The sequence below is a fragment of the Sanguibacter hominis ATCC BAA-789 genome, from assembly GCF_012396185.1.
GTDB classification, from domain to species: Bacteria; Actinomycetota; Actinomycetes; order Actinomycetales; family Cellulomonadaceae; genus Flavimobilis; species Flavimobilis hominis.
In genome coordinates, this window is record NZ_JAAXOW010000001.1 from 944,987 (window position 1) to 959,143 (window position 14,157).

Here is a 14,157-nt window from a genome sequence, read left to right on the forward strand (position 1 = left end):
CTGCCAACACTAGGCGAACGGTCAGGCCGGACGCGCCCTCAGGACGCGGTCCACGAGGGTCTGCATCGCGCCGCTCTCGAACGCCGAGAGCAGCGTGCCCTCGTCCGTCCGCCCTGCGTCCAGGACGGCGGCGACGGTCCGCAGCGCTGCGCCCGGCGTCAGCTCCGTGAGCTGGTCCAGGTCGGCCTCGCGGACCGCGCTGCTCACCACGCCAGGGTCGATACCAGCCGCTTCCACGAACGGCCGGAGCGCCTCCACGAGGGCGCGCGCCTCGGCGTCGAGGCGCGGCACGAGCAGCTCGTCGTCGTCACGGTGACCGTCGTCAGGCCCCTCGAACGGAACGGGGAGCCAGCCGCCCGACGCGCCCTCGGCACGTACGAACGCCCCGGCGAGCGCGTCCCAGCGCTCGACCGCCATCGTCTGCACGATGACGACGAGCCTGTCGTCGGCACCCTGCACATCCACCTGCTCCACGTCCAGCCCCCATTCTCGACCCCTGAGGGTCGAGCGTAGTCGTGCAGGCCCTGCGGTGGCTGCTCCCCCGCAGGGTGAGAGACGAGATGACCTCGCGTCTGCTCGTCGCGTCAGGCCGCGGCGAGCACCAGCCCGCCCGCACGACGCCGCGCCCACGCGGTCGCCGCGACGTCCGCGGCGAACCCTGCCGCAGCCCACACGAGCAGCAGCACCACCGCCCCGACGCTGCCGCCGTCGCCCGCAGCAGCGGTCAGGAAGCGACCCGCCGCGTCGAGCGGACCGAGGGCCCCGAGCGACTCGAGCCACGCCGGGGCCGACGGCGCGGACGCGGCGACGAGGACGGAGACCCCGACGACGAGCGCGATCGCACGGCCCACGTTGCCGGCCCACGCGACGAGCGCGTGGAGGAACAGCACCATCGACACCGCCGCGAGGGCCGCCGCGGGGACCATGGCGAGCGGCGCGTCGGTGACGACCACGACGACCGCACCGACGAGCACACCCTGGAGCGCCGTGACGCCGACCGCGAGGGTCACGCCGTGCAGCGCCATGCGGGCCGACGAGCGCGTCGTCCCGAGCAGGGCGAGGCCAGAGGTGCGCGGGCGCATCGTCATGACGAGGGCACCGAGCCACAGCGCGACCGCGGCCGTGAGGCCGACGCCCGCGAGCGGTCCGAGGTCGGAGAGCGTCGGCGCCGCGACGGGCGCCGCGATTACCTCAGCGAGCGTCTCGGGGTTCTCCGGGACCTGCGCGGAGATACCGTCGACCGCCTGGCCGAGACCGCCCGCGAGCTCGGACGTGCCGTCAGCGAGCTGCTTCGCGCCCGGCGCCGCCTGGGCGAGGCCGTCGGCGAGCTGGGTGGCCCCGTCCCCGAGGTCGCCCGCTCCGTCGGCGGCCTCACGGGTACCGGTCGAGAGCTGCGCGACGCCGCCAGCGAGCTCGCCGGTCCCGGAGGCGAGGCTCTTGGCACCCGAAGCAAGCTCGCTCGCACCCGAGGCGAGACCGTTCGCCCCGGTGCTCAGGGTGGTCGTGCCGGACGCGAGCGTGGTGAGACCGCCTGCGAGGCTGTCCGCACCCTTGTCGAGCGTGGCGGCTCCCGACGCGGTCTGCGCGAGGCCGCCCGCGAGAGTCTTCGTGCCCGTCGCCGTCGCCTGTGCGCCGGCAGCGAGCGCCTTGGCGCCCGACGGCTCGGCGCCGTCGGTGCCGTCGGTGCCGACGGCAGCAGCGAGGCCCGCAGCGAGCAGGTGGGCGCCCGTCGGTGCCGTGGTTGAACTCGCAGGCGTCCCTTCGGCGCGGCGGAGGCCATCGGAGAGCTTCTCGAGCCCACCGCGATATGGAGCGACGACATCGGCGAGTGCGGCGTCGAACGCCTCGCACGGACCGCCGTCCCCGGGCTCGCACCCGGCTGCCGCCTGGGCCGCCCCGACCTGCCGGATGCCGTCGACAAAGTCGTCGAGAGCGTCTCCCGCGAGCGCGTCGACGCCGGCACGTGCGGTGGCGAAGGCAGCCGGGACGTCAGCGGCGCCGCTGGCGAGCTTCTCGAGCCCGTCCACCAGGCCGTCGGCACCGTCGGCGACCGCCGCGGAGCCGGTCGCGAGCTCGCCCGCGCCGTCGGCCAGCGCGTCGAGGCCGTCGGCCAGCTGACCGGTGCCCTTGGCGAGCTCGTTCGCGCCGCCGGCCGCGCTCTTCGCACCCTTCGCGAGAGGCTTGACGCCCTTCGCGAGCTTGCCTGCGCCGTCGGCCAGGTCCCCAGCGCCACCCGCGAGGCTGCTCGTGCCATCGCTCAGCTTGCTCGCGCCCGAGGACGCCGTGCTGGCGCCTGAGGCGAGGGCGCTCAGGCCGTCAGCGAGGCTCCCGGTGCCGTCGGCGAGCGTGCCCGCACCCTGCGCGAGCTGGGTCTGGCCGTCGGCAAGCTCGCCAGCGCCGTCGGCGAGCTGCTGGGCACCGCCCGCGGCCTCGCCAAGCTGAGAGCTGAGGTCCTGGAAACCGACGAGGACGTTCTGGAGGTAGGACTCGGTGAGCTGGCGACCCAGGCCGACGGTCGCGGCGTCGGCGAGCGCGCTGGTCACGAGGTTGCGCGTCGCGGTCGAGCTCTCGGCGGTCGCGACGTCGATCTGTGCGGTGCGCGCGGCCGGCTGGTCCGCGGCGAACGACGTCGCAGCGGCGGAGAAGCCCTCCGGGATCGTCACGACGGCGGCGTAGCGGCCCTCGTCGAGGCCCTCGGTGGCGTCCTCGGAGTCGGTGACGACCCATGACCACCCGCCCTGCGACCGTGAGTCCTTGACGAGCTGCGCGGCGAGCTGACGGCCGAGCGGCGTGATCTGCCCGTCGAGCGTCACCGGCTCGTCGAGGTTGACGACGGCGGCGGTCACGTCGCCCGCGCGGGACGCGGGATCCCACTGCGCGGCGAGGAGCGCACCGACGAGCGCGATCGGGACGAGCAGCGCGACGAGGGCGACAGCCCAACGGCGGCGGCTCGACCGTGGCATGGAGGTGGGGCTGGTCATGTCACTCGCCCTTCGTGAGGGTCAGCAGGTGGGTGGAGGTGACGCCAGGGGGCAGGACGTCCGGGTCGGTCGTGCCGAGGACGAGCGTGGTGCCGCCCTGCGCGGCAGCCGCGAGGGCCGCGCCGGCACGGGCGTCGCCGTGCAGGTGGTGGGCGTGGTCGACGACGAGGACGCGCGGCTTCTCGCGCAGCGCGGCGTCGACGGCCCGGGCGTCACCGCGCCGGGCGTCGAGCCACGCGGCGCGTCGCCGCACGGTCGCGGCGCGCTCCGGCAGGACGAGGTCGTCGACCTTGAGGTCGCCGCCCTCGGGGCGGACGCGTCCGGCGAGCGTGAGGAGGAGGCCGGTGACGGCGCGTGCCGGCCCGTCGACGACGAGCACCCCGCGGTCGGGGACCTCCAGGTCGATCGGCGTCGCGACGTCGGCCCGCGGTGCGAGCTCGAGGCCGCGCGCAGCGACGGCCGTGCCCTCGCCCGGCCAGCCGGCGAGGGAGAGCTCGCGGTGCAGGCCCTCGCCCTCGACGTCGAACGACGGCAGCGCGCGGTCGAGCCACGCGGGCATCCACCAGGCGCGCTCGCCGAGCAGCTCGAGCACGGCGGGCACGAGCGTCATGCGCACGAGGAACGCGTCGACGGCGACACCGACGGCAAGACCGAGCGCGATCGGCTTGATATTGACGTCGCCCTCGGGGACGAAAGCGAAGAACACGGCGATCATGATGACGGCGGCAGCCGTGACCACCTTGGCGGAGCCGGCGAAGCCGCTGCGGATCGCTGCGCGCGCGTCGCGCCCGTGGACGTAGTCCTCGCGGATGCGCGAGACGAGGAAGACCTCGTAGTCCATCGCGAGGCCGAAGAGCACGCCCATGAGGATGATCGGCATGAACGAGATGACGGGGCCGAGGCGGCCGACGTTGAGCATCTCTGCGGCGATGCCGTTCTCGAACACCGCCGTGACGACGCCGAACGCGGCGAGGACCGACAGCAGGTAGCCGAGCGTCGCCTTGAGCGGCACGGCGACAGAGCGGAACACCATCGTGAGCAGGACGAGGGACAGCCCGACGACGAAGATGCCGAAGGGCAGCAGCGCGGCGCCGAGCTTGGCGGACACGTCGATGCCGACGGCGGTGTACCCGGTCACCGAGATGTCGACGTCGTAGCGGTCCTCGATCTCGGGCCGCATGTCGCGGATCGTCTGGACGAGGTCGGCCGTCTCCTGGTCGTTCGGGCCGGACTCGGGGACGACCTGGACGATGACCGTGTCGGCGGACGCGTTCGGGGTCGCGAGCGGGACGTCGGCGACGCCGGGCAGGGCGCGCAGCTCGTCGGCGAGGTCGGTGGCGAGGCCGAGCGGGTCGTCGCTCGTCAGGACGGACCCGGTGATGATGAGCGGTCCGTTCGAGCCGGGGCCGTAGTGGTCCGAGATGCGCTCGTACGTGACGCGGGCGCTGCTCGACTCGGGCAGCACGCCCGCGTCGGGCAGCGCGAGGCGCAGGTTGAGCGCGGGCAGCGCGAGGCCGGTGACGGCGCCGAGGACGAGGACGATCGTCACCCAGGGCTTCGCGACGGCGAGGTTCACCCAGCCGGTGAAGAAGCGGGAGGCGCGCGACGGCATCGTGCTGGGGGCGGCTGCCTGGCCGGTGGCCGCCGCACGGCGGGCGCGGCGCGACGGGCGGGGACGGAGGCGCTCGCCGGCGAAGCCGAGGAGCGCGGGGACCATGGTGAGGGAGACGATCACGGAGATGCCGACCGCGGCGGCACCTGCGACGCCCATGGTCGTGAGGAACGGGATGCCGGCGACGCCGAGGCCCACGAGGGCGATCATGACCGTGAGCCCAGCGAAGACGACGGCCGACCCGGAGGTCGCGACCGCGCGGGCGGCCGCTTCTCGGGGGTCGAGGCCGTCGGCGAGCAGCTCGCGGTGCCGGGACACGATGAAGAGCGCGTAGTCGATGCCGACGGCGAGGCCGAGCATGAGCGCGAGCATCGGCGTCGTCGACGTGACGGGGGTGACGGCGGTCGCGAGGACGACGAGGAGCATCGAGACGGCGACGCCGAGGAGCGCGTTGACGAGCGGCATGCCCGCGGCGACGAACGAGCCGAGGGTCGCCATGAGCACGATGAGCGCGACGACGACGCCGAGTGCCTCGGTGAGCGTCAGCCCGGGGAACTCGGACGCGAAGAGCTCGCCGCCGAGCGTCGCGTCCCACCCGTCGGGGAGCGCTCGCGCGAGGTTCGCGGTCGCGGTGCGCAGCTCTTCCTTGGTCGCGTCGGTGACGGTCGTGGAGGGACCGTCGAGCGTGACGGTCAGGAGGGCGGCGCGGTGGTCGTCGCTCGCGCCGGTGATGGCGTCGCCCGTGAGGGCGTCACCGGTGAGCGGGTCCGTGTAGGGCGTCGAGACGGCGGCGACGTGCTCGACGCCGGCGATCGCGTCGGCCGCGTCCCGGATGGTCGCGGCGACGTCGTCGGCCCGGACGTCCGCGCCCTCGGGCGCGAGGACGAGCACCTGCGCGGAGGCGCCGCTGACCTGGGGGAAGGTCGCCTTGAGCTGGTCGAGCGCGGCCTGCGACTCGGTCCCGGGGATGGAGACGGAGTTGTCGAAGCCCTTCTGGAGCAGGCCGGCGGACGCCCCGAGGACGACGAGCAGGACGAGCCAGAGGGCGATGACGGCGCGCCGGGCGCGGAACGCCCAGGATCCGAGGCGGTACAGGGCGGAGGACACGTGGGCTCCCGGTCGTGGCGTGCGGGTGGTGCTTGCGATGCACCACTGTATCCGATACATGCTCGTACTGGATACAGGTGTGTATCTCACGGTAGGCTGACGCCATCCGGAAGGAGAACGATGACTGCCGACGCGACCGACGCGGCCGACGGCCCCCGCACGAGCGCACGCCGCGAGCGCACGCGCGAACGCCTCCTCGACGCAGCCCTCGCCCTGTTCGCCGAGCACGGCGTCGAGGCGACGTCGATCGAGGCGATCTGCGACGGCGCCGGCTTCACGCGCGGAGCGTTCTACTCGAACTTCGAGGACAAGGCCGCGCTCATCGACGCGCTCTCCGCCCGCGAGCAGGACCGCGCCGTCGAACAGCTCCGTGCCGCGATCCTCAACGCACCCTGGGCCGGCGAGACCTGCGACGGCGCGGACGTCGACGCCGCGACGATCGGCCGGATCGTCACGACCCTCCTGCGCGCGCTCACCCTCGACCCGCGCTGGGGGGTCGTCAACAGCGAGCTGCGCCTCCGCGCGATGCGCGACCCGCGCGCCGCAGCCGCGCACGCGGCCCGCGAGACCGCCGTCATGGACGCGATCGCCGACGAGATCAGCGCGCTCATGGCTCGCATCGGCGTCATCTCCCTCATCCCCGAGGGCGTGTTCATCCGCCTGCTCATCTCGGGCTTCCAGACCGAGCTCGAACGAGCCCTGCTCACCCACGCGAGCCAGGCCGAGGACGACGCGGCGACGACGGGCGACCCGTTCGCCCAGGCCGCCGAGTCCGCAGCCTCGTGGCTGCCCACCGTGATCGACCACCTCACCCGGCTCGAGGGCTGACGCTCAGCCCTCGGCGTCGCCCCGCTTCACCTACTGAGCAGTCGGCAGGGGCACGCCGTCGGGCCGCATGCCTGCGAGGAGCATCGCCATGAGGCGAGGGGCGAAGGCGGGCAGCACGTCGGGAGTGCGCAGCGTCGGCGGCTGGCTGAGGTGCGCGACGACGAGCACGAACTCGGTGAGGCCCACGTCCTCGCGGAGGAGGCTCGCCTCTCGCGCGAGGTCGAGGACGATGTCGACCTCGCGCTCGGTGCGTGCCTGCGCCTCCACGACCTGAGGTGCGGGCTCGACGCCGTGGGCGTGCGTGAGGGCGGTGATGACGGAGCCGAGGCGGAGCTCGACGAGGTCGGCGACGAAAGCGCGCCACGCTCCTTCGGCGTTGTTCGTGAAGCCGACCCGGGCGACCTGCGCGACGCGCAGCATGTCGGCGAGCACCGCGCAGGCGGTCGCATCGATGAGGTCTTGGCGTGACGGGAAGTTGCGGTAGAGGGTGGCAATGCCCACACCTGCCCGGGCTGCGACGGCCTCGAGGGCGACGGTGTCGCCGTGGCGGAGAAACTGCTCGCGAGCAGCGCTGATGAGCGCCTCGCGACGTCGGAGCGCGTCGGCTCGCACGGTGTCCTCCTCGGGCTGCGTCTGTGCCGGGTTGCGGTCCCGGGGTTGACAGGCTAGCGGACGTCCGCGAGATTAGCGGAGGAAATCCCTCCACTACTGACCGAGGACCTCGTGACCGACTCCGCACGCACCACCACCGCAACCACCATGCACCACCCGAAGAAGCCAGCCCGCACGCTCACGAAGCTCCTCGGCTCGCTCGGAGCCCTGACGTCGATCGTCGTCGTCCTGCTCATGCTCTTCGTCCTGCCCGCGCTCAAGAGCGGCCCCCACGACCTCCCCGTCGGCGCCGTCGGCGACGCCCAGGCGACGACCACGCTCGGAGCCGGCCTCGAGGCCGTCGCGCCGGGCGCGTTCGTCCCCGAGGCCTTCCCGGACGAGGCCGCCCTGCGCGACGGGATCCTCGACCGCAGCGTCACCGGCGGCTACGTGGTCGAGGGCGGCACCGTCCGCCTCCTGACCGCGACCGCGGGAAGCGCCGCCATCTCCGGCTCGCTCACGCAGACCACGATGGCCGCCGCCGGCGCCGCCGGCATGACCGTGACCGTCGAGGACCTCGTCCCCTACACCGCTGACGACCCGTCAGGCATCGGCATCGGCGGCCTCGCCTTCCCGCTCGTCTTCGGCGGGATCGTCCCCGCGGTCGTCGCCATGAACCTCTTCCCCGGCCGGCTCACCATGCAGCTCGCGAGCGCAGGCAGCTTCGCCGTCGTCGGCGGTCTCGTCGTCACGTCGATCCTGCGCTTCTGGTTCGGCAGCTTCACCGGTCCGATCCACCTGCCCGCTGCCGCGCTCAGCCTCGGGATCGCCGCGATCTCCGTGCCGCTCCTCGGGCTCCAGGCGCTGTTCGGCGGGAAGGGCTTCACCGCGCTGGCCGCGTCCATGATGTTCCTCGGCAACCCGCTCGCCGGGATCGGCACCTCCGGCGCCTGGCTGCCCACCGGCCTCGGCCTGTTCGGCCAGCTCCTGCCTCCCGGCTCGACCGGCACGCTCGTGCGGTCCGCGGCTTACTTCGACGGCAAGGGCGCGACGGGCGCCGTCGTCATCCTCGTCGCCTGGGTCGTCGTCGGCGTCGCGCTCTGCGTCGCGGGCGCCCGTCGCACCGAGGCCGCCGACGAGGCGGAGCTCGCGATCCTCGACGCCGAGCTCGAGGCGTCTCTCGCCACGGCCCCGGTCGCCTGATCACGTGACGCCACCGGGCTCGGGTGGCGGCGCCGAGCGGCGTCGGTAGGTTCGACGTATGGCCAGCGACGCGCTCGTCCTCGACGTCCCCGGCCCGGACGGCGCCCGCACCGTGCGGCTCACGAGCCCGGACCGGGTGCTGTGGCCCGAGCCCGGCCTGACGAAGCTCGACCTCGCGCGGTACGTGATCGACGTCGGCGACGCGTTCCTCGCCGCGAACGGCGACCGACCGCTCTCCCTGCAGCGCTTCCCCGGTGGGGTCGACGGCGAGCAGTTCTTCTCGAAGAACCCGCCCCGGGGCGCGCCGGGCTACGTGCGGTCCGTCATGGTCACCTACCCGAGCGGGCGCAGCCACCCGCAGCTCGTCGTCGACGAGATCGCGACCGCCGTCTGGGCCGTGCAGATGAACACGGTCGTGTTCCACCCGTGGGCGTCGCGCGCGGGCGACCCCGACAACCCCGACCAGCTTCGCATCGACCTCGACCCGCAGCCAGGCACGGACTTCGCGGACGCCGTCCGTGCGGCGGTCGAGCTGCGCTCGGTGCTCACCGAGGCAGGGCTGACGTCGTTCGTGAAGACGTCGGGCAACCGCGGGCTGCACGTGTTCGCGCCGATCGAGCCTGCCCACGAGTTCCTCGACGTGCGGCACGCGGTGATCGCGGCGTCACGCGAGCTCGAGCGTCGCATGCCCGACGCCGTCACGACCGCGTGGTGGAAGGAAGAGCGCGGGGAACGCGTGTTCGTCGACTACAACCAGGCGAACCGCGACCGGACGATGGCCGGCGCGTACAGTCCCCGCCCGCTCCCGCACGCGCCGGTCTCGTGCCCGCTCGAGTGGGACGAGCTGGGCGGCGCGCACCCCGAGGACTTCACGATCACGACCGTGCCGGAGCGGCTGCGCACCGTCGGCGACCCGTGGGCGCGCATGTCCGAGCACCCCGGCACGATCGACGCGCTGCTCGCCTGGTGGGAGCACGACCTTGCGGACGGGCTCGGCGAGCTGCCGTTCCCGCCAGACTTCCCGAAGATGCCGGGCGAACCGCCCCGCGTGCAGCCGAGCCGCGCCCGGAAGCCCGACGACGGAGCCACGCCGTGACGCCGTCCCGCCTCGGCGCGGCCACGAGGTAGGCGCCCTCGCGCGAGGTAGGGCGCCTCAGGCCTCTTCGCCCTCGCGGATGTGCCGCGTGATCCACGGCGTCACGAGGAAGAAGACGCCCGCGATGGCGAGGGTGACGACGCCGATCGTGCCGAAGTACGTCGCGTAGCTGTTCGCGAGGTCGTCCGTCGCGGAGACGAGCTGCGCGGTGATCGCCTGGCCGGCCGCGGGGGCGAGGAACCACAGCGCCATCGCCTGCGAGCGGAAGGCTGCGGGCGCGAGGAGCGTCGTCGCGGCGAGCCCGACGGGCGAGAGGAACAGCTCGCCGATCGTCTGGATCGCGTAGGTCCCCACGAGGACGCCCGAGCTGACCTTCGCGTCGCCGGCGAGCGCCGTCATCGCGGCGAGGAACACGAACGACAGGGCAGCGAGCGACAGACCGATGCCGAACTTGTGGGCGGTCGACGGCCCACGTTCAGCGAGCTTGCTCCACACTCCCGCGAAGACGGGTGCGAGCACGATGATGATGAGCGGGTTGACCGACTGGAAGAACGCCGGCTCGATCGTCCACCAGAGGAACGACAGGTCGGTCTTGTCCTCGGCGAACGCGGACAACGAGCTCGCGGCCTGCTCGTTGATCATCCAGAAGAGCATCGCCGCGACGAACAGCGGGATGTACGCGAGGACGCGCTTGCGCTCCGGCGCGGTGACCTTCGGGGAGCGCAGCATCACGATGAAGTAGGCGATGGGCGCGGCGAACGCGAGGTAGGAGATCGTGTCGACGACGCCCTCGGTCCCGAAGGAGGACCCGGGCCCGCGCCAGCTCCCGACGCCCCACGCGGCGAGCGCCGCGAGCGCGACCAGCCCGAGGATGGCCGCACCACCGCGGGCGAGCGCGGGCCGCTCCTCGCGTGCGATGGGGTTGTCGACGTGGTCGCCGGCGCCGTAGAGCGCCTTGCGCCCGAGCACGAAGAACACGAGGGCGAACGCCATGCCGATCGCGGCGACGAGGAAGCCCGCGTGGTACCCGCCCCAGCTGCGAGCTGCGCCGACGAGGATCGGCGAGAAGAACGACCCGAGGTTGATGCCCATGTAGAAGATGGAGAAGCCGCCGTCGCGGCGGGCGTCGCCGCGCTCGTACAGCTCACCGACCATGCTCGACACGTTGGGCTTGAGCAGGCCCGTGCCGACGGCGACGGAGATGATCCCGGCGAACGCCGTGGGCGCACCGCCCGGGACGGCCAGCAGGACGTGACCGAGCGCGATGACGAGGCCACCGTAGAGCGTCGCGCGACGAGCCCCGATCACCCGGTCGGCGAGCCATCCGCCGACGACGGACAGCAGGTAGACGGACGCCCCGTAGATCGACGTGATCGCGACGCCGGTCGAGCGGTCGATCCCGAGCCCACCGTTGGCGAGGGTGTCGGTGATGAAGTACAGCAGGATGGCGCGCATCCCGTAGTAGCTGAACCGCTCCCACAGCTCTGTGCCGAAGAGGGTCATCAGTCCGAGCGGGTGCCCGAAGAAACGGTGGTCCTGCGACCGCGCCGACGGTGTGCTCGGCGTGGACCCGGCAGCGCTCGTCGCGCTCATGGGGGTTGTCCTTCCGTGGGGTGCGCTCGCCGCTGGGTGGTCCGGCGAGAAAACAGCGTTCTATTGTCCCGCCGATCCGCGGAAGAAGCCGTCCCAAGAGTCCCAGCGTCAGCCTTCTCACATGGTGCAGGCCACGGCACGAACGCCCAGGACCACGTAAAATGGGTGACTGGTGTGCCGGGAAGCCTGGTCGGCGTTCTCTCGGAGACCCTCCGTGAGATCCTCGCTGACGCTCGGAGGTCCCTCCCATGCATGCCCCCGCACCTGCCCGTTCACGTTTTCGTTCGTGGGTCTCGCGCGAGACGACGGGTGGCGCCCTCCTCATGGCCGCAGCCGCCATCGCTCTCGTGTGGGCGAACTCTGCGTGGCGCGACTCGTACGCGGCCCTCTCGTCGACCGTCGTCGGCCCTGCTGCCTGGCACCTCGACCTCTCGCTCGCCGGCTGGGCGGCTGACGGCCTCCTCGCGGTCTTCTTCCTCACGGTGGGACTCGAGCTCAAGCGCGAGATCATCGTCGGCTCGCTCCGCGATCCGCGACGCGCAGCGGTGCCTGTCATCGCTGCGGTCGGCGGCATGGCCGTCCCCGCGCTCGTCTACCTGGCGGTGGTGGTCAGCTCCGGGAACGACGCCGCGACGGGCGGCTGGGCGATCCCGACGGCGACCGACATCGCCTTTGCGCTCGCCGTGCTGGCCGTGTTCGGGCGTGGGCTGCCGGTCGCGATCCGGACGTTCCTGCTCACGCTCGCGGTCGTCGACGACCTGCTCGCGATCATCGTGATCGCCGTCTTCTACACGGACTCGGTGTCCGTCGCCGCGCTCGGTCTCGCGCTGCTGTGCGTCGCCGCGTTCGGGGCGCTCGCCCGGTCGCCGTACGTGCACCCGTGGCTGCTCGCGCCGCTGGGGGTCGCCGCGTGGGCGCTCATGCACGCGTCGGGCGTGCACGCGACGATCGCGGGTGTCCTCCTCGGGCTGACGGTGCCCGCTCGGCCGGTCCACGGTGAGCCGGACGACCGGGCGCACCGCTACGAGCACGCGGTGCGGCCGTGGTCGACGGCGCTCGCACTGCCGATCTTCGCGTTCTTCTCCGCAGGCGTGACGCTCGGCGGTGGCTCCGGAACCGGCGCTGGCGCGTCCGCCGTCTTCCTTGCGGTGACGCTGGGCCTCGTCCTGGGCAAGGTGACGGGCGTCCTGGGCAGCGCCGCCCTCGTCACGCGGGTGACCCGCCTGCGCCTTCCGGACGGCATCGGCTTGCGTGACCTGCTGCCGGTCGGTCTGCTGGCCGGGATCGGCTTCACCGTCTCGCTGCTGATCACGGAGCTGTCGTTCGACGACGACGCGACGACGACCGCCGCGAAGGCGGCGGTCATGGCAGGCACGGCGATCTCGGCGGTCGCCGCGGCGCTGCTCCTGGGGTGGGACGCGCGCCGGGCGCGCGGCACCGACATGAACGACGACGGGATCCCCGACACGGCGCAGCCCACGATCGCCGAGGCGGGCGACAGGGACTGACGCCCGGGGGCAGGCGTCGCGCGGGTCGGGGGGTCAGGCCCGACCCGCGCGACGCGGTCGCGCGGTCAGGCCGAGGCGCTCACGAGCGTCGGGTAGTCGATGTACCCCTCGGCGGTGCTCCCGTAGAACGTCGCCGGGTCGGGCGTGTTCTCCGGTGCACCCGTGGCCCAGCGGGCGACCAGGTCGGGGTTGGCGATGAGGGGGCGTCCGACGGCGACGGCGTCGGCGTGCGTGAGGGCGGCCTGCGCGACGTCGCGCGTCGTGACGACGCCGAAGCCCGTGTTGCCGATGAGCACCCCGTCGAAGCGCGCGCGCAGGCCCTGGACCAGATCCCCGCCGAGGTCCTGGTGGAGGACGCTCAGGTAGGCGAGCCCGAGCCCGCCGATGCCGTCGAGGAGCGCGCCGTACGTGGCGCGGACGTCGTCGGCGTCGGTCTCGAGCGCGCCCTGGATGTTGTGCTCGGGAGAGATACGGATGCCGGTGCGGCCCGCGCCGATCGCCTCGGCGACGGCCTTCGTGACCTCGATGACGAACCGCGCGCGGTTCTCCGGGCTGCCGCCGTACTGGTCGTCGCGCGCGTTCGAGGCGGGCGAGAGGAACTCGTGCAGGAGGTAGCCGTTGGCGGAGTGGATCTCGACGCCGTCGAACCCGGCGCGGATCGCGTTGCGCGCACCGGCGACCATGGCGGCCTTGGTGGTCTCGATCTCGTCGAGCGTCAGGGCGTGCGGGACGGGGAACGGCTGCTTGCCGGTCGGGGTGCGGACCTCGCCGTCGATCGCGATCGCGCTGGGGCCGACGACGCGGCTCGTCCCGTTGACGTCGGTGTGGCTCACGCGGCCGGAGTGCATGAGCTGCAGGAAGATCAGCCCGCCGTCGGCGTGGACGGCGTCGGTGACCACGCGCCAAGCGGCGACCTGCTCGTCGGTCTCGATGCCGGGCTGGCCGGGGAAGGCCTTCGACTCCTGCAGCGGGTACGTGCCCTCGGAGACGATCAGGCCGACGCTCGCGCGCTGCCGGTAGTACTCGACGGCCAGCTCGCCGTGGACGCCACGCTCGTCGGCGCGCGTGCGGGTGAGCGGGGCCATCGTGATGCGGTTCGCGAGCTGGAAGTCTCCGACCGTGATCGGGGAGAAGATGTCGGCGGGTGCATCGGTGCGTGCGTCAAGAGTCATGCAGACGCCAACACGGCAGGGTGCCGCGCGCATTCCGGCGCGAGGCCCGGACGGACGCCTCTGTGACACGAGTCACGAAGTCGCACCGGCCGCCCGGTCGCGCAGGCCGCTACAGGCAACGTTCCGGCTCGAACCCTGCGGGCGCGGGGGTGAACGTCTCGCGGTGCCCGACTCCGTCGGTGAACGTCGCGACGGAGCCCTCGACGACGACCCAGCCCTTCTGGAACGGGTCGCCCCAGCCGGGCGGCGAGCTGCCGTCGCCGAGCTTCCCGCCGACGCGCAGATAGAGATCGCCGCCGACATCCACCGCGCTGGCACCGCAGTGCGTGAACAGGTCGTGCTCGACCGCGCCGTCGGGCTGCGGTCCTCGGCCCTCCGCCGGGTCCCCGGCGCACGCGCCGAGGAGGATGGCGAGGACCGCGGCCGCAGCCGCCGCGCGTCGCCGTGCTGACGTTCCGACTGTCAC

General features: G+C 73.1%; 11 protein-coding genes. 4 read left to right on the forward strand and 7 right to left on the reverse strand.

Going from position 1 to position 14,157, the window contains the following annotated elements:
• Positions 1–21: 21 nt before the first annotated feature.
• From HF995_RS04345 to HF995_RS04355, 3 genes are all read right to left on the reverse strand, one after another.
• A complete protein-coding gene (locus HF995_RS04345) occupies positions 22–474 on the reverse strand; it encodes a hypothetical protein (RefSeq protein ID WP_168446536.1) in 453 nt (150 codons plus the stop codon).
• 110 nt (positions 475–584) lie between these two features.
• Positions 585–2,981, reverse strand: a complete 2,397-nt coding sequence (locus tag HF995_RS04350; protein ID WP_168446537.1) for a YhgE/Pip family protein — start codon at positions 2,979–2,981, stop codon at positions 585–587.
• Position 2,982: 1 nt separating this feature from the next.
• The gene (locus HF995_RS04355) at positions 2,983–5,700 is read right to left on the reverse strand and encodes an MMPL family transporter (protein WP_168446538.1); all 2,718 of its coding nucleotides are present in this window, start codon (positions 5,698–5,700) and stop codon (positions 2,983–2,985) included.
• A gap of 120 nt (positions 5,701–5,820) precedes the next feature.
• On the opposite strand from HF995_RS04355, the gene HF995_RS04360 reads away from it, so the two are divergent.
• Positions 5,821–6,528 carry a TetR/AcrR family transcriptional regulator gene (locus HF995_RS04360; protein WP_168446539.1) on the forward strand — a complete coding sequence of 236 codons (708 nt, stop codon included), beginning with the start codon at positions 5,821–5,823 and terminating at the stop codon, positions 6,526–6,528.
• 30 nt (positions 6,529–6,558) lie between these two features.
• On the opposite strand, the gene HF995_RS04365 is transcribed toward HF995_RS04360, so the two are convergent.
• On the reverse strand, positions 6,559–7,140 hold the full coding sequence (locus tag HF995_RS04365; protein ID WP_168446540.1) for a TetR/AcrR family transcriptional regulator: 582 nt from the start codon (positions 7,138–7,140) through the stop codon (positions 6,559–6,561).
• Positions 7,141–7,251: 111 nt separating this feature from the next.
• Here HF995_RS04365 and HF995_RS04370 point away from each other — a divergent pair, with 111 nt between their 5' ends.
• Positions 7,252–8,322: an ABC transporter permease gene (locus HF995_RS04370; protein WP_168446541.1), complete on the forward strand. Its 1,071-nt coding sequence runs from the start codon at positions 7,252–7,254 to the stop codon at positions 8,320–8,322.
• 58 nt (positions 8,323–8,380) lie between these two features.
• The gene (gene ligD / locus HF995_RS04375; protein ID WP_168446542.1) at positions 8,381–9,418 is read left to right on the forward strand and encodes a non-homologous end-joining DNA ligase; all 1,038 of its coding nucleotides are present in this window, start codon (positions 8,381–8,383) and stop codon (positions 9,416–9,418) included.
• Positions 9,419–9,475: 57 nt separating this feature from the next.
• Here the strand turns inward: ligD and HF995_RS04380 are convergent, their stop codons facing one another.
• Positions 9,476–11,011, reverse strand: coding sequence for a peptide MFS transporter (locus HF995_RS04380; protein ID WP_168446543.1), 1,536 nt, complete (start codon positions 11,009–11,011; stop codon positions 9,476–9,478).
• 248 nt (positions 11,012–11,259) lie between these two features.
• Between HF995_RS04380 and nhaA the strand changes: the two genes are divergently transcribed.
• On the forward strand, positions 11,260–12,519 hold the full coding sequence (gene nhaA, locus HF995_RS04385) for a Na+/H+ antiporter NhaA (protein WP_168446544.1): 1,260 nt from the start codon (positions 11,260–11,262) through the stop codon (positions 12,517–12,519).
• A gap of 65 nt (positions 12,520–12,584) precedes the next feature.
• Here nhaA and HF995_RS04390 read toward each other — a convergent pair whose 3' ends face one another.
• On the reverse strand, positions 12,585–13,691 hold the full coding sequence (locus tag HF995_RS04390) for an alkene reductase (RefSeq protein WP_168446545.1): 1,107 nt from the start codon (positions 13,689–13,691) through the stop codon (positions 12,585–12,587).
• Positions 13,692–13,800: 109 nt separating this feature from the next.
• The gene (locus HF995_RS04395; protein WP_168446546.1) at positions 13,801–14,157 is read right to left on the reverse strand and encodes a hypothetical protein; all 357 of its coding nucleotides are present in this window, start codon (positions 14,155–14,157) and stop codon (positions 13,801–13,803) included.

Excerpts from the sequence above, each read along its gene's own strand:
- HF995_RS04350 (WP_168446537.1), bottom strand. The coding sequence starts at position 2,981 with ATGACCAGCCCCACCTCCATGCCACGGTCGAGCCGCCGCCGTTGGGCT.
- HF995_RS04390 (WP_168446545.1), bottom strand. The coding sequence starts at position 13,691 with ATGACTCTTGACGCACGCACCGATGCACCCGCCGACATCTTCTCCCCG.
- ligD (WP_168446542.1), top strand. The coding sequence starts at position 8,381 with ATGGCCAGCGACGCGCTCGTCCTCGACGTCCCCGGCCCGGACGGCGCC.
- nhaA (WP_168446544.1), top strand. The coding sequence starts at position 11,260 with ATGCATGCCCCCGCACCTGCCCGTTCACGTTTTCGTTCGTGGGTCTCG.
- HF995_RS04380 (WP_168446543.1), bottom strand. The coding sequence starts at position 11,011 with ATGAGCGCGACGAGCGCTGCCGGGTCCACGCCGAGCACACCGTCGGCG.
- HF995_RS04360 (WP_168446539.1), top strand. The coding sequence starts at position 5,821 with ATGACTGCCGACGCGACCGACGCGGCCGACGGCCCCCGCACGAGCGCA.